Origin of the sequence: Actinobacillus genomosp. 1, assembly GCF_029774175.1 — a bacterium.
GTDB lineage: Bacteria > Pseudomonadota > Gammaproteobacteria > Enterobacterales > Pasteurellaceae > Actinobacillus.
The window spans coordinates 72,501-91,503 of sequence record NZ_CP103834.1; the positions used below are offsets into that span (position 1 = coordinate 72,501).

The following is a 19,003-nucleotide window of genomic DNA, read 5'->3' on the forward strand; positions in this document are numbered from 1 at the left end:
AATAGCTCACTAGTCGAGTCGGCCTGCGCGGAAGATGTAACGGGGCTAAAACTAGTCACCGAAGCTGCGGCATCAATGGAAACATTGTTGGGTAGGGGAGCGTTCTGTAAGCGGATGAAGCTGAATTGAGAAGTTTGGTGGACGTATCAGAAGTGCGAATGCTGACATAAGTAACGACAAAACGAGTGAAAAACTCGTTCGCCGGAAGACCAAGGGTTCCTGTCCAACGTTAATCGGGGCAGGGTGAGTCGGCCCCTAAGGCGAGGCTGAAAAGCGTAGTCGATGGGAAACGGGTTAATATTCCCGTACTTGGATAAACTGCGATGTGGGGACGGAGAAGGTTAGGTAATCAGACTGTTGGATGTCTGTTTAAGCCGGTAGGTGGTACATTTAGGCAAATCCGGATGTACATAACACCGAGAAGTGATGACGAGTCTCTACGGAGATGAAGTTACCGATACCACGCTTCCAGGAAAAGCCACTAAGCTTCAGGTTTATCTAAACCGTACTATAAACCGACACAGGTGGTCAGGTAGAGAATACTCAGGCGCTTGAGAGAACTCGGGTGAAGGAACTAGGCAAAATAGCACCGTAACTTCGGGAGAAGGTGCGCCGGCGTAGATTGTAGTGATTTACTCACGAAGGTTGAACCGGTCGAAGATACCAGCTGGCTGCAACTGTTTATTAAAAACACAGCACTCTGCAAACACGAAAGTGGACGTATAGGGTGTGATGCCTGCCCGGTGCTGGAAGGTTAATTGATGGTGTTATCGCAAGAGAAGCTCCTGATCGAAGCCCCAGTAAACGGCGGCCGTAACTATAACGGTCCTAAGGTAGCGAAATTCCTTGTCGGGTAAGTTCCGACCTGCACGAATGGCATAATGATGGCCAGGCTGTCTCCACCCGAGACTCAGTGAAATTGAAATCGCCGTGAAGATGCGGTGTACCCGCGGCTAGACGGAAAGACCCCGTGAACCTTTACTATAGCTTGACACTGAACATTGAATTTTGATGTGTAGGATAGGTGGGAGCCTTTGAAGCAGTCACGCCAGTGATTGTGGAGGCGTCCTTGAAATACCACCCTTTAACGTTTGATGTTCTAACGAAGATTGCGGAACGCGGTCTCGGACAGTGTCTGGTGGGTAGTTTGACTGGGGCGGTCTCCTCCCAAAGCGTAACGGAGGAGCACGAAGGTTTGCTAATCACGGTCGGACATCGTGAGGTTAGTGCAATGGTATAAGCAAGCTTAACTGCGAGACAGACAAGTCGAGCAGGTGCGAAAGCAGGTCATAGTGATCCGGTGGTTCTGAATGGAAGGGCCATCGCTCAACGGATAAAAGGTACTCCGGGGATAACAGGCTGATACCGCCCAAGAGTTCATATCGACGGCGGTGTTTGGCACCTCGATGTCGGCTCATCACATCCTGGGGCTGAAGTAGGTCCCAAGGGTATGGCTGTTCGCCATTTAAAGTGGTACGCGAGCTGGGTTTAGAACGTCGTGAGACAGTTCGGTCCCTATCTGCCGTGGGCGTTGGAGAATTGAGAGGGGCTGCTCCTAGTACGAGAGGACCGGAGTGGACGCATCACTGGTGTTCCAGTTGTCTCGCCAGAGGCATTGCTGGGTAGCTACATGCGGAAGAGATAAGTGCTGAAAGCATCTAAGCACGAAACTTGCCTCAAGATGAGTTCTCCCAGTCTATAAGACTGTAAGGGTTGTTGGAGACTACGACGTAGATAGGTGTGGTGTGTAAGCGTAGTGATACGTTGAGCTAACACATACTAATTGCCCGAGAGGCTTAACTATACAACGCTCAAGTGTTTTTGGGCGTGAAGTTAAGAAACTAAACAAAGAACGAAAGACTAAAAAATCAGTGAACAGCTTGTTTCGAATTTAAGATGTCAATAAAAAGACAAATAAAGAACAAAGAAAAAGACAGATAAAGAAGACAAAAGACATCAACAGAATATTCTGGCGACCAGAGTGCTGTGGCTCTACCTGACTCCATTCCGAACTCAGAAGTAAAACGCAGTAACGCCGATGGTAGTGTGGGGTTTCCCCATGTGAGAGTAGGGCATCGCCAGATTGAAATTAGCGCGAGAGCGAAAAGAAACCCTGTGGTTAGTGATAACTACGGGGTTTTTGTTTTTTAAGTGCTTACTATCTATTTGCCAACGGGTCTTTACTACTTCGAGTTTCCTTCTGGTGTTTTTTCTTTTCCACATCCTAAATGTCCTTATATATTTTCTACTGAAAGCAGATGATGTGAAGTTTGCAAAAAATTGAATAAATTTGGCCGCTTGTTAGCATCAAATGAATACTTTGATGAGGATCTATGATAGATTGCAGACGCTTTTTATAATTACCTTACTGTTGAGCGTTGCAATATGAAATAGGGCTGATAATATGTAAATTATTCTAGGAAATAATTTATAACATAATATCAGGATATTTCATGCAAAAACTTTTCTCTTTACCAACACTTGCGTTGCTTCTATTCTCTAATACGGCATTTGCCGCACCTAAAACTTTTACTTATTGTATTGAATCTTCACCTACTTTCTTAAATCCGCAAATCGGTACGGATGGGGCGACATTAGATGTGGCGCAAGCGTTATATAATCGTTTAATTGATTTTGAACCGGGTACAACTAATCTTATTCCCTCTTTAGCTGAAAAATGGGATATTTCTGCAGACGGTAAAACTTATACCTTTTATTTACGTAAAGGGGTTAAGTTTCATAAGAATAAAGAGTTTACCCCATCTCGTAATTTTAATGCCGATGATGTGTTATTCGTCTTTAACCGCCAACTAAATAAATATAATTATTTCCATAATGTTTCGGGCGGTAACTACGAGTTTTTCTTAGGTATGGATATGCCGAATATTATTGAGAAAGTTGAGAAAGTAGATACTTATGTAGTTAAATTTCACTTAAAAGTACCGAATGCGCCGTTTTTAGCAAATCTTGCAATGGATTTCGCTTCGATTTCATCTTCGGAATATGCTGATCAAATGTTAAAAGCCGGTACACCGGAAAAAGTGGATACCGCACCAATTGGTACAGGACCATTTGAGTTTGCCGGTTTACAAAAAGACGCTCATGTGCGTTTTAAAGCATTTGATGATTATTGGCAGGGCAGAGCGAAATTAGACCGTTTGGTCTTTAGTGTTACGCCTGATGCAACGGTACGTTATGCTAAATTGCAGAAAAATGAATGTCAGGCAATGCCTTATCCGAACCCGGCTGATATTGCCCAGATGAAAGTGGATGTTAATTTACAAGTATTGGAAAAATCAGGGCTGAATATCGGCTATATTACCTTTAATTTAGATAAGAAGCCGTTGGATAATCAAAAAGTTCGTCAAGCACTCAATTACGCGGTAAACAAACAGGCGATTTTAGAATCGGTGTATCAAGGTACCGGCTCTATCGCCAAAAATCCGATGCCGCCGACAATTTGGGGCTATAACGATCAAGTTCAGGATTATGAATATAATCCGGAAAAAGCAAAAGCATTATTAAAAGAAGCCGGATTAGAAAACGGCTTTGAAACGGAATTATGGGCAATGCCGGTTTCTCGTCCGTATAATCCGAATGCACGTCGTATGGCTGAAATGGTTCAGGAAGATTGGAAACAAATCGGCGTTATTGCAAAAATCGTCAGCTTTGAATGGGGGGAATACCTCAAGCGTATGGAGCAAGGCGAACACTCAACCGGTATGATGGGCTGGACTGGTGATAACGGCGATCCGGATAACTTCTTGAATACGCTATTAAGCTGCAATGCGGTAAAACAAGGTTCGAATTATGCGCATTTTTGTGATAAATCTTACAATGATTTAGTCACACAAGCGGCACAAGAATCGGATAAAACGAAGCGAGAAGTTCTTTATAAACAAGCTCAAGTGATTTTTAAACAGCAAGCACCTTGGCTTCCGATTGCACATTCGACTACCTATTTTCCTATACGTAAAGAAGTAAAAGGCTATACGGTCAGCCCTTTTTTATCACATAACTTTTATCGTGTTGAGCTGGAAAATATTCAATAGAGTATAGTAAATATGATAAGCGGTCTAAATTTAGCGAGATATTTGCAAATTTTCGTTAAATTTAGACCGCTTTTGATTGAAAAAGTATTGAACTTCATTGAAAAACTTGTATATTCAAATAATTCATAAAAATAATAATCCTAAACACAACATCGGAGTATTCAATGAAAAAACTCACAAAACTTTCTTTATTGTCATTGGCTATTGCCGCCTCGAGCTCGGCTTTTGCCGCACCGAAAACATTCGTTTATTGTTTAGAAGCATCGCCTACTTATCTGAATCCGCAATTTGCAACGGACGGTGGTACGCTTGATGCAACCAGCCAAGCGATTTTTAATCGTTTAGTCGATTTTGCTAAAGGTGAAACAACGATTGTGCCGTCTTTAGCAGAAAAATGGGAGGTGTCGGAAGACGGTAAAAGCTACACCTTTTATTTACGTAAAGGCGTGAAATTCCATTCGACTAAGGATTTTAAACCGAGTCGTGATTTTAATGCCGATGACGTAGTATTCTCATTTAATCGTCAATTAGACACGAATCATCCGTATCATAAAGTGTCCGGTGGTAACTATGAATATTTTATCGGTATGGATATGGGCAACATTATTCAAAATGTTGAGAAAGTGGATGATTATACGGTTAAAATTAATCTAAAAGTCCCGAATGCACCGTTCTTAGCGAATATTGCGATGGACTTTGCTTCGATTTTCTCTGCAGAATATGCGGATAAATTATTGAAAGCGGGAACGCCTGAAAAATTAGATCAAAATCCTATCGGTACCGGTCCATTCCAATTTGTTGATTACCAAAAAGATGCTCAGATTCGTTACAAAGGCTTTGAGCAATATTGGACCGGCAAACCGGCGATTGATCGCTTAGTCTTTGCAATTACACCGGATGCTTCGGTACGTATGGCAAAATTGCAAAAAGGCGAATGCCATGCCGCACCTTATCCGAATCCGGCTGATCTTGAAGCCTTGAAAAAAGATCCGAATATCAATTTAATGACCAAACCGGGTTTAAATATCGGCTATTTACATTTCAATACGCAGAAAAAACCGTTTGATGATGTGAAAGTGCGTCAAGCCTTAAACTATGCGATTAATAAAGATGCGATTATTCAGTCGGTTTATCAAGGTTCCGGTGAAAAAGCGAAAAATCCGATTCCACCGACAATGTGGAGTTATAACGATGACGTGAAGGATTATGACTATAATCCGGAAAAAGCCAAAGCCTTGTTAAAAGAAGCCGGATTGGAAAAAGGTTTTGATACCGAAGTGTGGGCAATGCCGGTTTCTCGTCCGTATAACCCGAATGCACGCCGTATGGCGGAGCTTATCCAAGAAGATTGGAAAAAAGTAGGCGTGAATGCCAAAATCGTCAGTTACGAATGGGGTGAATATCTCAATCGTATGCGTGACGGCGAACATACCACCGGTATGATGGGCTGGAACGGTGATAACGGCGATCCGGATAATTTCCTGAATACCTTATTAAGTTGTGCGGCGGTAAAACAAGGTTCTAACTATGCCAAATTCTGTCATAAAGATTTTGATAAATTAATGACCGATGCCGTTCAAACAACCGATAAAGCAAAACGTACCGAGCTTTATAAACAAGCGCAAGTACTTTTCAAAGAACAAGCACCATGGATAACGATTGCTCACTCAACCACTTATTTCCCGGTTCGTAAGGAAGTAAAAGGTTATGTGATCAGCCCATTTAGCTTACATAATTTCTACGGGGTTGATTTGGAGACAAAATAAGTTCTCTGATTGACCATTGAAAGCACGGCAGAGAGTTATTGGCGATTTGTAAATTCGCTAATTGCACCGTTTAATGCCGTGTTTTCATCTTTTCCGTAGTACAAATAACGAGTATTACCTAATGTTTTCATTTATTCTTAAACGTCTTTTGATGGTTATCCCAACCTTTCTGGCGATAACGTTAATTACTTTTGCCTTAGTGCATTTAATTCCGGGCGATCCGATTGAAATTCGGATGGGGGAACGTGGCTTAGATCCGGCGGTTCATGCCCAAATGATGGCTCAACTCGGTTTAGATTTACCGCTGCATGAGCAGTATTTTAATTATATTAAAGGGATCTTTCAGGGTGACCTCGGTAATTCGTTTCGTAATAATGAGCCGGTATTAAAAGAGTTTTTTACGCTTTTCCCTGCAACGGTTGAATTAGCCTTCTTTGCATTATTATGGTCGTTGGTATTCGGTATCTTCCTCGGTGTGATTGCTGCGGTGAAGAAAGATTCGTGGATTTCGCATACGGTAACCACTTTATCTTTAACCGGCTATTCGATGCCGATTTTCTGGTGGGGCTTAATCTTAATTCTTTATTTCTCTACGCCGTTAGGTTTACCGGCTTCAGGACGTTTACCTTCCGAATATTGGATTGAAGCGGAAACTGGCTTTATGCTATATGACACTTGGATCTCAGATGAATCAGGTGCTTTCCTTGCCGCAATCAAATCCTTAATTTTACCTTCAATCGTATTAGGGACTATTCCATTGGCGGTGGTGACGCGTATGACTCGTTCTTCAATGCTGGAAGTGTTAGGTGAAGATTATATTCGTACCGCAAAAGCGAAAGGCTTGAATACTACTCGTATTGTGATTGTCCATGCGTTACGTAATGCGTTAATTCCGGTAGTCACTGTGGTGGGACTGATTGTGGGGCAGCTACTTTCCGGTGCGGTACTGACTGAAAATATTTTCTCGTGGCCGGGTATCGGTAAATGGATTATTGATGCGATTAATGCGCGTGATTATCCGGTATTACAAGGCTCGGTATTAATTATTGCGACGATTATTATTTTAGTGAATTTAACCGTTGATTTAATTTACGGCGTAGTTAATCCGAGAATTCGCCATAACTAAGCCTATTTTTCAGCTTTTACAAGCGGTTAAATTTACGCAAAATTTTGCAAAATGATTTGAATGGAGTGAGATACATAATGTCTTCAACAACCCTTTCGGCACCGGCTCCGAAGACACCTTTACAAGAGTTTTGGTATTACTTTTGCCAAAACCGTGGTGCGGTTATCGGGCTTGCCTTTATTACTATTGTTTTTTTCGCTGCGGTATTTGCAGGTTGGGTCGCCCCTTTTGATCCGATTGAGCAAAACCGTAGCGCTTTATTACTGCCTCCAGCGTGGATGGACGGCGGTAATTCCGCTTATCTGCTAGGAACCGATGATATTGGGCGTGATATTCTTTCCCGTATTATCTATGGTGCGCGCTTATCTGTGTTTATCGGTTTAGTGATTGTTGTTTTATCATGCGTATTCGGTGTGATTTTAGGCTTACTTGCCGGCTATTACGGTGGTGTGATTGATATCGTGATTATGCGCTTTGTCGATATTATGTTGGCAATTCCAAGCTTACTTCTCACCATTGGCGTGGTCACCATTTTAGGACCTTCCTTGATTAATGCGGCGATAGCGATTGCGATTGTATCGATTCCAAGTTATGTGCGTTTAACCCGAGCTTCGGTCATGAGCGAAAAAAATCGTGATTATGTGGTCGCGAGCCGAGTTGCCGGTGCCGGTGTATTACGTTTAATGTTTATCGTGATTTTACCGAACTGCCTTGCACCGTTAATTGTGCAAATGACGATGGGGATTTCCAATGCGATTTTAGAACTTGCCGCACTTGGCTTCTTAGGTATCGGAGCACAGCCACCAACACCGGAATTAGGTACGATGTTAGCGGAATCTCGTGGTTTTATGCAATCGGCAAACTGGTTGGTAACCATTCCGGGGCTCGCAATTTTATTACTTGTATTAGCGTTTAACTTGATGGGTGACGGCTTACGTGATGCGCTCGATCCGAAACTGAAACAATAAGGAGAGCAAGATGGCTTTATTAACGGTAGATCAGCTTTCTGTCCATTTTGGTGATGAGAAAGCACCCTTCAAAGCGGTAGATCGTATCAGTTATACGATTAACGAAGGCGAAGTGTTAGGCATTGTCGGTGAGTCAGGTTCCGGTAAATCGGTCAGTTCGTTAGCGATTATGGGCTTAATTGACTTTCCCGGTCGAGTGACGGCAAATTCGCTTGAGTTTAACGGCAATAATTTATTAGCGTTAAAACCGAAAGAAAAACAAAAAATTGTCGGTGCGGACGTGTCTATGATTTTCCAAGATGCGATGACCAGTCTTAACCCAAGTTATACGGTCGGGTTCCAAATTATGGAAGCGTTGAAGGTGCATCAAGGCGGCTCAAAAGCGGCTCGCCGTGAACGTGCGATTGAATTATTGACCATGGTGGGGATTCCGGATCCACAATCTCGTTTAGAGGTGTATCCGCATCAGCTTTCGGGCGGTATGAGCCAGCGTGTAATGATTGCAATGGCGATTGCTTGTAACCCAAAATTATTGATTGCGGACGAACCGACCACCGCATTAGACGTAACGATTCAAGCACAAATTATTGATTTATTGCTGGAATTGCAGCGCAAAGAAAATATGGCGTTGATTCTGATTACCCACGATTTAGCGTTGGTTGCGGAATCGGCACATCGTATTATCGTGATGTATGCAGGGCAAGTAGTGGAAGAGGGCAAGGCGGAATTAATCTTTAAAGCGCCGCTTCACCCCTATACGCAAGCATTGCTTAAAGCTTTGCCTGAATTTGCCGAAGGTAAATCTCGTTTACAATCGCTGCCCGGTGTGGTTCCCGGCAAATATGACCGACCGCAAGGCTGTTTGCTGAATCCTCGTTGCCCGTATGCTACGGATAAATGCCGAACCAGCGAACCTGAATTACGTGTTTTAAGCGGTCGCCAAGTGAAATGCCATTTTCCATTAAATGAAAATGGTATGCCAATAAAAGTAGAGGAAAGCTATGTGTAAGTATTGGATTGTAAACCGAAATAACACGGCTAATGACTCGGATAATTTTTTATGGGCTCCAGAAACAAGAGCTGACGGGAAAAAATATAAATTCTATAGTGATATCAGAGATATCAAGGATGGAGATATTATTTATTCATTATCTAATTCCAAAATAGAGTACGTAGGTTTAGCTTTAGGATTTGCATATAAAGCATCTAAGCCGGATGGGTTTCAAAATAATTGGAAAAATGAAGGTTATAAGTTAGATGTCAAATTTGAAAGAATCTTATCACCTATCTTATTAGCAGATATTAAATATGTAATTAAAAAAGAGCTTAAAGATAATACTTTATTTACTAAAAATTGTACTGTAAAACAGGGAGCATATATTGCTCCTATAGGTAAATCTTTAGCTGCATATATTGAAGTTTTTTTAGAAAAACAGCTATTTAATATTAATAGTAGTGCTGAAGCAGATGTATTGAGAGAAACAGAAAATCAATCTTTAGTTAGAGCAAGATTAGGCCAAAACATATTTAAAAAGAATCTTTATCAAATAGAAAACTCTTGCAGAGTTACAAAAACTAGCGATATTACATTTTTAATAGCGAGCCATATTAAGCCTTGGCGAGATAGTAGTGATAAAGAGCGTTTGGATGGATATAATGGCTTATTATTAGCTCCACATATAGATAAGTTGTTTGATAATGGATATATTTCTTTTGAAGATGATGGCCAATTGATAGTTAGTCCACATTTATCAGAGCAAATATTATTTGAATGGAATATAAAAAGAGAGCTAAATGTAGGTAAATTCAAAAGCCAGCAGAAATTATATTTAGATTACCATCGAAAAAATATATTTAAAAACTAATATGCAAAAAATAAAAAATGAACAAAACGCACCGCTTCTTGATGCGAAAAATCTGAAAAAATATTATCCGGTTAAGCAGGGAATGTTCGCAAAACCGAAAACGGTTAAAGCGGTAGATGGCGTGTCATTCCAGTTGGAACGAGGTAAAACCCTGGCGGTGGTCGGTGAGTCTGGTTGCGGTAAATCAACCTTGGGGCGAATGCTCACTATGATTGAAAGTCCGACTGAAGGAGAATTGTTTTATAAAGGGCAGAATTTCTTAGTCAATGATAAAGATACCGCTGCATTACGCCGTAAAAAAATTCAGATTGTGTTCCAAAACCCTTATAGCTCGCTGAATCCACGTAAAAAAGTGGGAAGCATTTTAGAAGAGCCGTTATTAATTAATACTGATTTATCGGCAGCAGAGCGTAAAGCGAAAGTGTTGGAAATGATGGGCAAAGTCGGTTTAAAGCCTGAGTTTTACGACCGCTATCCGCATATGTTTTCCGGCGGACAACGCCAGCGTATTGCGATTGCTCGAGGCCTAATGCTTAACCCTGATGTGGTTGTAGCTGATGAGCCGGTTTCGGCATTAGATGTATCGGTACGGGCGCAGGTACTTAATTTGATGATGGATCTGCAAGACGAGATGGGGCTGTCTTATGTTTTCATTTCGCATGATTTATCGGTGGTTGAGCATATTGCCGATGAAGTGATGGTGATGTACTTAGGGCGAGTGGTGGAGCAAGGCGAAACCAAAGCGATTTTCAGTAATCCTCGCCACCCGTACACCCAAGCGTTACTTTCGGCGACACCTCACTTAAATCCGGAGCAACGTCGTGAGCGAATTAAATTAACCGGTGAATTACCAAGCCCGTTAAATCCGCCGAAAGGTTGTGCATTCCATGCTCGTTGCCGCTTGGCGACCGAAAAATGTAAAGCGGAACAACCTCAATTAAAAAGCTATGAAAACGGCACCAAAATTGCCTGCTTTATGGTGGAATAGTTTAGCTAGAAAGATAAACATTAACCACGGAATACATAGATTACTCGGAAATTATCTTATGTGATCATTGTATTTCGTGGTTTTTTATTTATAAGCGGTAGAATATTTCGAAAATTTAACTACGCAATACATGGATAATTTAGATATTTTCTGTGCAATCCGTGTGTTCAGTGGTTTTTATCTGCTTTATCAGCAATAGACTTTATAGGTTAGTCGAAAATAGCTAGATATTTCTAAGTTTATCCGAATAAAGCACTAAGCAGAGAGCGATAACCATCAATAAGATTGCGCCGGCGAATAGAATTGTGTTCGTTGCACTTTCGTGATCGACAATAATCAAGCGTAACATGGCGGTGATCCCCGCATAAATAAAATAGCGTAAAGGGAAGTGGTAACCGCTCTTGAAATATTGTGAAATGAGTCCTAGGAAACCGAAGTAGAGAAAGAACATTACAATTTGTTCGGCAAGAGCATAAGGGACGGTCGCACCGCTGGTGATAATCATTACACATAGCCCATAGGTTACTTTAACGAGCGCGATAATGAGTACGATAGCCAGAATAATAAGTAATATGCTTAAGATTGTGCGTAATAATTTGGTAATTGTATCGGGGAATTTTTCGCTGATATTCATTTTTTGTCCTTGTTATAGAATTTAATTTATATTCTAAAATAATTATCGGACAATCGTAAAGTAAGAATCGTCGCAGTTATAAAAGTTGTCGAATATTTTCGATGATATAGTCCATAATGGATTTGCCGGTATGTAATTTGTGTCTTAGCATACGTTGAGCATCATAATGATGAATGTATAGCGTTTCATTGATATCCGGCCCATCATTAAGTAACCATTGCCGACCTATCTGCGCAACTATATCGGATAGATCCAAATTGTCATTTTCCGCTCGAATATTAATCCATAGATCGGCAAGCGGTTCTGTTTCCGGATTTTTATAAATATTTGATCCAATCCAAACCAGCGTACCTTCTCCAACCGGATCGAGCGTTGCAAGAATACGGACTCGGTATCCTTTATCTTTTAGAATACGTGCCAAATGCGTAGCATTCCAACCGCCTAAGCTATGTCCGATAATGTAAATCAGATCTTGCGGTTGGATTTTAACTAAGACATTTAACTCAATATCGCTCAAATAATAAACACGATTATAGCTTAAGGAATGAAGGTGAATGTTCGAGTGATGCACTAAGTATTTTTGCATTCTTCGAGCTAATTTTTTCTGTGCAATCGTAATATTGTGTAGTGGCCCGACAAAGTAGTAGGGTTCAAGATCGGCAGCTCCTCCAATAAAGAAAATATGAGCGTGTCGATTAAATACTTTCATTTTTCCTCCTATTAGATTAAGCACACAGGGCGTAAGCGAATACTTACGCCTTATTTATTAAATGGCTGCGGTTATGACGATTTCAACCTTCCAATTCGAATTTGCGAGTCTTGCTTCCACCGCAGCCCGTGGTGGCGCATTATTTTCCGCAACCCATTCGTCCCATGCACGGTTCATTTCATCATAATAAGCCATATTCGCAAGATAAACGGTTGCCATTAAGATCTTGCTTTTATCGGTATTGGCTTTAGCTAAGCATTTATCAATTTCCGCAAGCACTTGTTTGGTTTGCTGATAAGCATCTTGGCTATCGTCCGTCGGCACTTGACCAGCGAGATAAACCACGCCGTTATGAATTGCAACTTCAGAGAAACGTTTACTGACATCAATACGTTGAATCATAATATTCCTTATATTTGAAAGAAAACAAGCGGTAGAAATTTGCAAAAAAATTGCAAAATTTTACCGCTTGTCACAGCTTAAATCGGCTTATTCTACTTTAACAATCCAGCCTTCCGGCGCTTCAACATCACCGAATTGGATACCGGTAAGTTCCGCATATAAGCGTTTTGTGACCGGACCGACTTCCGTTTCCGAATAGAACACGTGGAAGTTATCTTTATGTTGAATACCGCCAACCGGCGTAATTACCGCCGCCGTACCGCAAGCACCGGCTTCGGCGAATTGATCCAATTGATCGATATATACGTCGCCTTCAATCGTTTCCATACCTAAACGTTCTTTGGCGATATGTAATAACGAGTATTTGGTAATACTTGGTAAGATAGATTCTGACGCAGGGGTAATAAATTTATTATCTTTGGTAATACCGAAGAAGTTTGCCGCACCCACTTCTTCAATTTTGGTGTGAGTTTTCGGATCAAGGTAGATCGCATCGGCAAATTTACGGGTTGCTGTACCTTGTTGTACGGCTAATTCGTGCGGTAACAAACTTGCCGCATAGTTACCGCCGACTTTAACGCCGCCGGTTCCAACCGGTGCCGCACGGTCGTAGTCAGTCGTAATAAAGTTAGACGGTGCTAAACCGCCTTTAAAATAAGCACCCACCGGGCAACAGAATACCGAGAAAATGTATTCCGGCGCCGCTTTCACCCCGATATTTTCACCGACACCGATTAAGAACGGACGTAAGTAAAGCGTTGCACCTGAACCGTATGGACCTAACCAATCTTGGTTTGCTTTTACCACTTCTTTACAAGCGCGTACAAATAATTCGGTCGGCACTTCCGCCATTAATAAGCGACGTGCAGTACCTTGCATACGTTTTGCATTTTCTTCCGGACGGAATAAGTTAATAGAGCCGTCTTTGCAACGATAGGCTTTTAAGCCTTCGAAACATTGCTGACCGTAGTGAAGTGCGGTTGAACCTTCGTGAATGTGGAGTGTGTTATCGGTAGTTAATTGACCTTCATCCCATTTACCGTCTTTCCAATGTGCGATAAAGCGATAATCCGTTTTAATATATGAGAAGCCTAAATTGGCCCAGTCTAAATCTTTTAAAGCCATGTTGTTGTGTCCTTATTGTTATGTATTACAAATGAATTTTTACATTGTAAGCCAAAAACGAATAAGAATGTAAGAGTAAAACGGCATTTTTTATAGAAAAAAGCCCAAGCGAATTGCTTGGGCTGAGTGATTGTAAAAGAATTAAGCGTGTTTTGCCGCGACTTCTTTTAATAAGGTTTGAAGTTCGCCTTTTTGGAACATTTCTAATACGATGTCACAACCGCCGACTAATTCGCCTTTCACCCATAATTGTGGGAAAGTCGGCCAGTTTGCGAATTTCGGTAACTCGGCGCGAATGTCCGGATTCGTTAAAATATCTACATAACCGAATGGTACTTGGCAGTTAATTACCGCTTCTACCGCACGGGCAGAGAAACCGCATGAAGGGAATTTCGGCGAACCTTTCATATAAAGTAGAATTGGGTTTTCGCCGATTTGTTTTTTGATTTTTTCAATAGTATCGATAGTTTCCATGATAACCTCTAGTGATTAATACCTGAGTAATTGTATCAGACTTTTATAGCTAGCCAAATAACCTTTTCATCTTATAGCGAAATATCTCGTCTGCCGGCAAAAGAGTGGGAAAGGGTCGTACCGTCCACCATTTCTAATGAACCGCCGACCGGAATCCCATGCGCGATTCGAGTTACTTTCACGTTGTGAATACGGCAGATTTCCGCAATATAGTTGGCGGTAGCATCACCTTCAATCGTCGGATTGGTGGCAAGAATAACCTCGTGAAAAGATTCGTTTTCTAAACGGCTTTGTAACAGATCTAAGCCGATTTCTCTCGGACCGATGCCGTCAAGCGGCGAAAGGTGTCCCATCAATACAAAGTAACGTCCGGAAAATTGTCCGGTTTGCTCGATCGCTTGAATATCTTCCGGCATTTCAACCACGCAAAGCTGACCGCTCATTTGGCGGCGAGGATTCTTACAAATATTGCATTCGTCTTCTTCGGTAAAAGTACGGCAAGAATGACAATGACCGATATGCGTCATCGCTTCATTCAAGGCTTTAGATAAATTTACACCGCCGGCGCGATTGCGTTGCAATAAATGATACGCCATACGTTGTGAGGATTTCGGGCCGACACCGGGTAATGCACGTAGGGCTTCCATCAGATTTTCGAGTAAAGGGCTAATTTGCATAAAATAGGAATGGATAGTTGAAAATTAATAATGGATAGTTGCCAAAGCTCCTATCCATTATCGCTAAATTAGAATGGGAATTTCATACCGGGCGGTAATTGCATTCCGGCAGTCACGCTTGCCATTTTTTCTTTCTGCATTTCTTCCGCACGGCGAACGGCATCATTGAATGCCGCGGCAACCAAATCTTCCACCATTTCTTTATCGTCTTCCATTAATGACGGATCGATTTCGATACGACGGCAATTATGCGCACCATTGATGGTTACTTTTACTAAACCCGCACCGGATTCTCCGGTTACTTCAAGCTGTGCAATTTCTTCTTGCATTTTTTGCATACGCTCTTGCATTTGCTGAGCTTGTTTCATTAAACCGCCTAAGCCGCCTTTTCCAAACATTACATTTTCCTCAATTTGTATAATTAAAATAGAAACGGTTTATTTTACTTAAGCACTTCGCTTTAGGCAAGCGGTTATCATTTACCGATTTTTTGCAAAGTTTTAGTGAAAAATAACCGCTTGTTACGATGAAAAAATAAGCTCCCGTGAGGGAGCTTGTTAATAAGATTACTCAATCGAAAATTTTACCGGAACGGTAACGTTACTTGGGAAACCGGCCGGCGGCGGAGAAACTTTAGTACTTTGTGCCGCTTTAACCGCTGCATTATCAAGATTACCGTTACCGGAACTATTTAACACTTTCACATTTATCAACTCACCGGAAGATGACACGCTAAAACCGATGGTAACCACACCTGTTTTACGCATCATCTTTTCTCTAGTCGGATAAGCGTTATTCGCTCGACGTTGTAGTGCACGCTGTAATGCCGCTTTATAAGCACCGATTTCACTACCTGAAGCTCCGTTACCGCCACCGCCTACCGCACCGTTTTGTGCTCCGTTTGCAGACAGACCGTTCGGATTGCCTTCCGGTTTCCCGTTTGGAATACCTGCACGTAATTGGGTACCTTGCACCGCATTCGGAATTGCTTTGGCAACAATACCTTGTTTTGCTTCAGGACCTTTTTCTAATGCCTTAATCGGCTTATCTTTAGCTTTTTCTTTTTTAGGTTTTTCTTGCTCTTTAGGCTTAGGTTGCGCTTTCGGTTTTGGCTTTTCCTTTGGTTTTTCTTTAGGTTTCTCTTTCGGCTTTGGCTGAGGTTTCGGTTCGGGAATCGCTTCTGCTTCAGGTTCCGGCTCCGGTGCTATTTCAACTTTCTCCGGTTCAGACGGAAGCGGCTCCTCTTGTGCCACGGCAACTTGAGGTTGTTCCAACAAAGCGGCAACTAATTCCATCGACATGACTTCTTCTTGAGGTAAATTATCAGAATGAGAATGGGTTACCATAGAAGCTAAACCGGCAAAAATAACGGCGTGAATTGCAATAGAACTGGTTAAACCGATACGAGAATGTTTTTTCTTCATACTCGTATCCTATTTCTTCGAGGTATCTTTTTTGGTCACGATTGCAACGTTCTTAATTTCGTTCGCAGAGAGAACATCAGTCAGTTCGACAAATTTTTCAAAGGCTACCGCACTATCTACTTTTAAGGTAACTTTTTGGGTTTTGTCCCAAGTTGCAATTTCTGCGGTGAGTGCTTCTTTAGTCATCGGTTGGTCGTTGAAATAAAATTCATTGTTCTCCGTAATTGTCAGAAGCTTTGCCAATTCGTCCGCTTTCATTGCTTGGGTTGTAGTCGCTTTCGGTATATTTACCGGAATCTTCCCTTGGGAGATAAATGAAGCGGTGACTAACACAATCGCTAATAACACCAACATAATGTCGATGAAAGGAATAATATTAATTTCGTCAAATTTTTTCATAAGAAACCTGATTAAATTGCAAAAAATAAGTGAAATTTAACCGCTTATTGATTGGCTTTACGGGCTTGAATAGCTTGCCATTTAAGTTTGCTTTCATCGACTTTACGGTTAAAACCGCTATAGAACATCATGGCGGGAATTGCAACTAATATACCGGCTGCGGTAGCTTTTAATGCGAGTGATAAATGCACCATAATGGATGCGGCATCAATTTCACCGCCGGAATGACCTAAATGATAGAAAGTCAATAAAATACCTAATACGGTTCCTAATAAACCGACATAAGGTGCGTTAGCACCGATAGTAGAAATGGTGGTGAGATTACGGGTTACATCTATTTCTAAATCTTGAATGGTTTCGTATTTTGTTACGTCAAGCTGTTTATAAAACAGGATGCGTTCAATGATTTTCCATACTAACACGACACTCATTAATAATAAGAGGCCTAAAATAATATAATCTACATGGCCTTGTAATAGTTCAAGCATTTGTTCCATAAAATCCTCGGAAACGGTCTAAAATAAGCAAAAAAAGTTCATTTATAATGAAAATGGTTTGCAATTATACTGAGTAAGTCAAAAAATTCAACTCGTAATAATAGGTATTCTCGTTTATTTTTGTAAATGTATTGTGGTATAGTCGTCCGATTTTTATGTATATCTATTTTTATTATTGAGTATGAATTATGAGTGAAACATTTACTGAAATTAGCCCGCAACAAGCATGGGAATTAATCGAAAACGAAGGTGCGACCTTAGTTGATATCCGTGATGCGCGTCGTTATATCTATAGTCATCCGCAAGATGCCTTTCATTTAACCAATGAAAGTTACGGTCGTTTTTTAGATGAAGTCGATTATGAAGAGCCGGTAATCGTCATGTGTTATCACGGAGTGAGTAGTCGCAATACCGCACAATTTTTAGTCGAGCAAGGTTTTGAACGTATCTATAGCGTGAAAGGCGGCTTTGACGGCTGGGAACGAAGCGGTTTACCGATTGAAACGGCTTACTAAAAATCAGCTATAATAATATTGCCGATTTTTTTAGATTAGGGAAAGAGTATGAATTATTTTGTCAATGTCACCGAAAGTAATTTTAGTGAAGTGTGGAATGCAGCGGCACAAGTGCCGGTCGTTTTTAATTTTATCTCCCCGAGAGAAGTGGCTTCACTGGAAATGGATTCATTATTACGCCGATTAGCGGATGAAAATCCGGCACAATTTTTATTGGCAACCGTGAATTGTGACGAACAACAAGCATTGGCAGCTCAATTTAGAATTCAAATGATTCCGACCATGTATCTTTTTGCCGGTGGGCAGCCGGTGGATATGATTCAAGGGGCAATATCCGAGCAAGAAATGCGAGTTCGTTTAGCCAATATTTTACCGAAAGAAGAAGAGCTTAAATTCAATCAAGCGTTGGAATTGTTGCAAGATCAGCGTTATGAAGAGGCATTACCGCTACTCAAATCAGCTTGGGAAATGACTGATAAGAAAAACAGTGATTTCGCCTTGTTGTATGCGGAAACTTTTATTGTGATGAAGAAAGTGGAAGAAGCTCGAGAAATCTTAAAGCAGATTCCGATTCAAGATCGTGATAGCCGTTGGAACGGTTTGCAAGCGCAAATTGAGTTGTTAGAACAAGCGAACGAATCGCCGGAATTACAGCAATTACAAGCAGATTATGCAAATAACAAAACGCCGGAAATTGCGATTCGTTTAGCAAATCAGTTACATCAAGCACATAAAAATGAAGAGGCGTTAGTGCTACTGTTTGATTGGCTAAAAGCCGATTTAAATAGTGCAAATGGTGAGGTGAAAAGTCAATTTTTAGCGATTCTTTCTGCTTTGGGTAACGATCCTGTTGTGCCGAAATTTAGACGTCAGCTTTATTCATTGCTCTATTAATTGTATTTGAAGCAAAAAAATGAGGCGGAGTAACACTTTCGCCTCATTTTTTATTTGGTAAATTTTTCAGAAAATTAGACCGCTTGTTGCTGTTTTAACGCAGCCGCTTCATTTGCTTCTTGTAATACTGAAGCCAAATCATCGCCTCCGGCGGCCGCTACCGCAGCGGCGAATGCACCCTCAACCAGCGGCGCATAGCTAATTACCACTTTTTCCGCTTTTTCAGGCTCAAGTAAATCAATTGCGGTTTCCGCACTTAAAATCGCACTACCGAGATCGACAAAGATCACCACGCCATCTTCACTGAATACTTCTTCAATCGCATTCATAATTTTTACCGCATCCGTGCCAATCGGATTATCCGGATCATCAATACCGGCAGCGACTGCGATTTGGCACGATCCTTGTGCCATTTGGCGGGTAATTTCAGCCACGCCTTCTCCAAGCTGTTTACTATGCGAAACAATGACTAAATTAACCATGACAAC

The 19,003-nt window shown here is 41.4% G+C and carries 20 protein-coding genes and 2 rRNA genes (1 of these 22 running past the window's edge); 11 read left to right on the forward strand and 11 right to left on the reverse strand.

Features of this window, described 5'->3' with window-relative positions:
• The 9 genes from NYR63_RS00330 to NYR63_RS00370 form a co-directional block, all read left to right on the forward strand.
• A 23S ribosomal RNA gene (locus tag NYR63_RS00330) occupies nucleotides 1–1,804 on the forward strand (it extends 1,095 nt beyond the left edge of the window).
• 164 nt (nucleotides 1,805–1,968) lie between these two features.
• A 5S ribosomal RNA gene (rrf, locus tag NYR63_RS00335) occupies nucleotides 1,969–2,084 on the forward strand.
• A 369-nt stretch (nucleotides 2,085–2,453) separates the two neighbouring features.
• Nucleotides 2,454–4,052, forward strand: a complete 1,599-nt coding sequence (locus tag NYR63_RS00340) for an ABC transporter substrate-binding protein (RefSeq protein ID WP_279457639.1) — start codon at nucleotides 2,454–2,456, stop codon at nucleotides 4,050–4,052.
• 164 nt (nucleotides 4,053–4,216) lie between these two features.
• Nucleotides 4,217–5,818: an ABC transporter substrate-binding protein gene (locus tag NYR63_RS00345; protein ID WP_279457640.1), complete on the forward strand. Its 1,602-nt coding sequence runs from the start codon at nucleotides 4,217–4,219 to the stop codon at nucleotides 5,816–5,818.
• 121 nt (nucleotides 5,819–5,939) lie between these two features.
• Nucleotides 5,940–6,944, forward strand: coding sequence for an ABC transporter permease subunit (locus tag NYR63_RS00350; RefSeq protein WP_279457641.1), 1,005 nt, complete (start codon nucleotides 5,940–5,942; stop codon nucleotides 6,942–6,944).
• Between the two features lie 77 nt (nucleotides 6,945–7,021).
• Nucleotides 7,022–7,912, forward strand: coding sequence for an ABC transporter permease subunit (locus NYR63_RS00355; protein WP_039197684.1), 891 nt, complete (start codon nucleotides 7,022–7,024; stop codon nucleotides 7,910–7,912).
• A gap of 10 nt (nucleotides 7,913–7,922) precedes the next feature.
• A complete protein-coding gene (gene dppD, locus NYR63_RS00360) occupies nucleotides 7,923–8,921 on the forward strand; it encodes a dipeptide ABC transporter ATP-binding protein (protein WP_279438110.1) in 999 nt (332 codons plus the stop codon).
• Nucleotides 8,914–9,777, forward strand: coding sequence for an HNH endonuclease (locus NYR63_RS00365; protein WP_005614290.1), 864 nt, complete (start codon nucleotides 8,914–8,916; stop codon nucleotides 9,775–9,777). Before dppD ends, NYR63_RS00365 begins: the two co-directional genes overlap by 8 nt.
• 1 nt (nucleotide 9,778) lies before the next feature.
• The gene (locus tag NYR63_RS00370; protein WP_279457642.1) at nucleotides 9,779–10,765 is read left to right on the forward strand and encodes a peptide ABC transporter ATP-binding protein; all 987 of its coding nucleotides are present in this window, start codon (nucleotides 9,779–9,781) and stop codon (nucleotides 10,763–10,765) included.
• 223 nt (nucleotides 10,766–10,988) lie between these two features.
• Here NYR63_RS00370 and psiE read toward each other — a convergent pair whose 3' ends face one another.
• From psiE to exbB, 10 genes are all read right to left on the reverse strand, one after another.
• Nucleotides 10,989–11,399: a phosphate-starvation-inducible protein PsiE gene (gene psiE / locus NYR63_RS00375; RefSeq protein ID WP_279457643.1), complete on the reverse strand. Its 411-nt coding sequence runs from the start codon at nucleotides 11,397–11,399 to the stop codon at nucleotides 10,989–10,991.
• Between the two features lie 76 nt (nucleotides 11,400–11,475).
• Complete coding sequence (locus tag NYR63_RS00380; RefSeq protein ID WP_279457644.1) at nucleotides 11,476–12,108, reverse strand: hydrolase; 633 nt, start codon at nucleotides 12,106–12,108, stop codon at nucleotides 11,476–11,478.
• A gap of 57 nt (nucleotides 12,109–12,165) precedes the next feature.
• Nucleotides 12,166–12,510 (reverse strand): RidA family protein, encoded by a 345-nt coding sequence (locus NYR63_RS00385; RefSeq protein ID WP_279457645.1) that lies wholly within the window; start codon nucleotides 12,508–12,510, stop codon nucleotides 12,166–12,168.
• 87 nt (nucleotides 12,511–12,597) lie between these two features.
• On the reverse strand, nucleotides 12,598–13,635 hold the full coding sequence (locus NYR63_RS00390; protein WP_279457646.1) for a branched-chain amino acid aminotransferase: 1,038 nt from the start codon (nucleotides 13,633–13,635) through the stop codon (nucleotides 12,598–12,600).
• Nucleotides 13,636–13,776: 141 nt separating this feature from the next.
• Nucleotides 13,777–14,109 carry a Grx4 family monothiol glutaredoxin gene (gene grxD / locus NYR63_RS00395; RefSeq protein ID WP_279457647.1) on the reverse strand — a complete coding sequence of 111 codons (333 nt, stop codon included), beginning with the start codon at nucleotides 14,107–14,109 and terminating at the stop codon, nucleotides 13,777–13,779.
• A gap of 71 nt (nucleotides 14,110–14,180) precedes the next feature.
• Nucleotides 14,181–14,786 (reverse strand): recombination mediator RecR, encoded by a 606-nt coding sequence (recR, locus tag NYR63_RS00400; protein ID WP_279457648.1) that lies wholly within the window; start codon nucleotides 14,784–14,786, stop codon nucleotides 14,181–14,183.
• A 68-nt stretch (nucleotides 14,787–14,854) separates the two neighbouring features.
• On the reverse strand, nucleotides 14,855–15,184 hold the full coding sequence (locus NYR63_RS00405; protein WP_005600053.1) for a YbaB/EbfC family nucleoid-associated protein: 330 nt from the start codon (nucleotides 15,182–15,184) through the stop codon (nucleotides 14,855–14,857).
• A gap of 168 nt (nucleotides 15,185–15,352) precedes the next feature.
• Entirely contained in the window at nucleotides 15,353–16,210 is an 858-nt protein-coding gene (locus tag NYR63_RS00410) for an energy transducer TonB family protein (RefSeq protein ID WP_279457649.1), read from the reverse strand.
• A 9-nt stretch (nucleotides 16,211–16,219) separates the two neighbouring features.
• Nucleotides 16,220–16,609, reverse strand: coding sequence for a TonB system transport protein ExbD (gene exbD / locus NYR63_RS00415; protein ID WP_279457650.1), 390 nt, complete (start codon nucleotides 16,607–16,609; stop codon nucleotides 16,220–16,222).
• Between the two features lie 44 nt (nucleotides 16,610–16,653).
• Complete coding sequence (gene exbB, locus NYR63_RS00420) at nucleotides 16,654–17,106, reverse strand: TonB-system energizer ExbB (protein WP_279457652.1); 453 nt, start codon at nucleotides 17,104–17,106, stop codon at nucleotides 16,654–16,656.
• Between the two features lie 188 nt (nucleotides 17,107–17,294).
• On the opposite strand from exbB, the gene glpE reads away from it, so the two are divergent.
• Both glpE and NYR63_RS00430 read left to right on the forward strand, forming a co-directional pair.
• Entirely contained in the window at nucleotides 17,295–17,621 is a 327-nt protein-coding gene (gene glpE / locus NYR63_RS00425) for a thiosulfate sulfurtransferase GlpE (protein ID WP_275217222.1), read from the forward strand.
• A gap of 48 nt (nucleotides 17,622–17,669) precedes the next feature.
• Nucleotides 17,670–18,515 (forward strand): co-chaperone YbbN, encoded by an 846-nt coding sequence (locus NYR63_RS00430; protein WP_279457654.1) that lies wholly within the window; start codon nucleotides 17,670–17,672, stop codon nucleotides 18,513–18,515.
• Nucleotides 18,516–18,589: 74 nt separating this feature from the next.
• Here NYR63_RS00430 and dhaM read toward each other — a convergent pair whose 3' ends face one another.
• On the reverse strand, nucleotides 18,590–18,997 hold the full coding sequence (gene dhaM / locus NYR63_RS00435) for a dihydroxyacetone kinase phosphoryl donor subunit DhaM (RefSeq protein WP_279457655.1): 408 nt from the start codon (nucleotides 18,995–18,997) through the stop codon (nucleotides 18,590–18,592).
• Nucleotides 18,998–19,003 lie beyond the last annotated feature (6 nt).

Coding starts and splice junctions, on each gene's coding strand:
- NYR63_RS00355 (WP_039197684.1), top strand. CDS start 7,022: ATGTCTTCAACAACCCTTTCGGCACCGGCTCCGAAGACACCTTTACAA.
- NYR63_RS00345 (WP_279457640.1), top strand. CDS start 4,217: ATGAAAAAACTCACAAAACTTTCTTTATTGTCATTGGCTATTGCCGCC.
- NYR63_RS00410 (WP_279457649.1), bottom strand. CDS start 16,210: ATGAAGAAAAAACATTCTCGTATCGGTTTAACCAGTTCTATTGCAATT.
- NYR63_RS00385 (WP_279457645.1), bottom strand. CDS start 12,510: ATGATTCAACGTATTGATGTCAGTAAACGTTTCTCTGAAGTTGCAATT.
- NYR63_RS00340 (WP_279457639.1), top strand. CDS start 2,454: ATGCAAAAACTTTTCTCTTTACCAACACTTGCGTTGCTTCTATTCTCT.
- exbB (WP_279457652.1), bottom strand. CDS start 17,106: ATGGAACAAATGCTTGAACTATTACAAGGCCATGTAGATTATATTATT.
- NYR63_RS00350 (WP_279457641.1), top strand. CDS start 5,940: ATGTTTTCATTTATTCTTAAACGTCTTTTGATGGTTATCCCAACCTTT.
- glpE (WP_275217222.1), top strand. CDS start 17,295: ATGAGTGAAACATTTACTGAAATTAGCCCGCAACAAGCATGGGAATTA.
- NYR63_RS00430 (WP_279457654.1), top strand. CDS start 17,670: ATGAATTATTTTGTCAATGTCACCGAAAGTAATTTTAGTGAAGTGTGG.
- psiE (WP_279457643.1), bottom strand. CDS start 11,399: ATGAATATCAGCGAAAAATTCCCCGATACAATTACCAAATTATTACGC.
- recR (WP_279457648.1), bottom strand. CDS start 14,786: ATGCAAATTAGCCCTTTACTCGAAAATCTGATGGAAGCCCTACGTGCA.
- NYR63_RS00380 (WP_279457644.1), bottom strand. CDS start 12,108: ATGAAAGTATTTAATCGACACGCTCATATTTTCTTTATTGGAGGAGCT.
- dhaM (WP_279457655.1), bottom strand. CDS start 18,997: ATGGTTAATTTAGTCATTGTTTCGCATAGTAAACAGCTTGGAGAAGGC.
- NYR63_RS00365 (WP_005614290.1), top strand. CDS start 8,914: ATGTGTAAGTATTGGATTGTAAACCGAAATAACACGGCTAATGACTCG.
- NYR63_RS00390 (WP_279457646.1), bottom strand. CDS start 13,635: ATGGCTTTAAAAGATTTAGACTGGGCCAATTTAGGCTTCTCATATATT.
- grxD (WP_279457647.1), bottom strand. CDS start 14,109: ATGGAAACTATCGATACTATTGAAAAAATCAAAAAACAAATCGGCGAA.
- NYR63_RS00405 (WP_005600053.1), bottom strand. CDS start 15,184: ATGTTTGGAAAAGGCGGCTTAGGCGGTTTAATGAAACAAGCTCAGCAA.
- dppD (WP_279438110.1), top strand. CDS start 7,923: ATGGCTTTATTAACGGTAGATCAGCTTTCTGTCCATTTTGGTGATGAG.
- NYR63_RS00370 (WP_279457642.1), top strand. CDS start 9,779: ATGCAAAAAATAAAAAATGAACAAAACGCACCGCTTCTTGATGCGAAA.
- exbD (WP_279457650.1), bottom strand. CDS start 16,609: ATGAAAAAATTTGACGAAATTAATATTATTCCTTTCATCGACATTATG.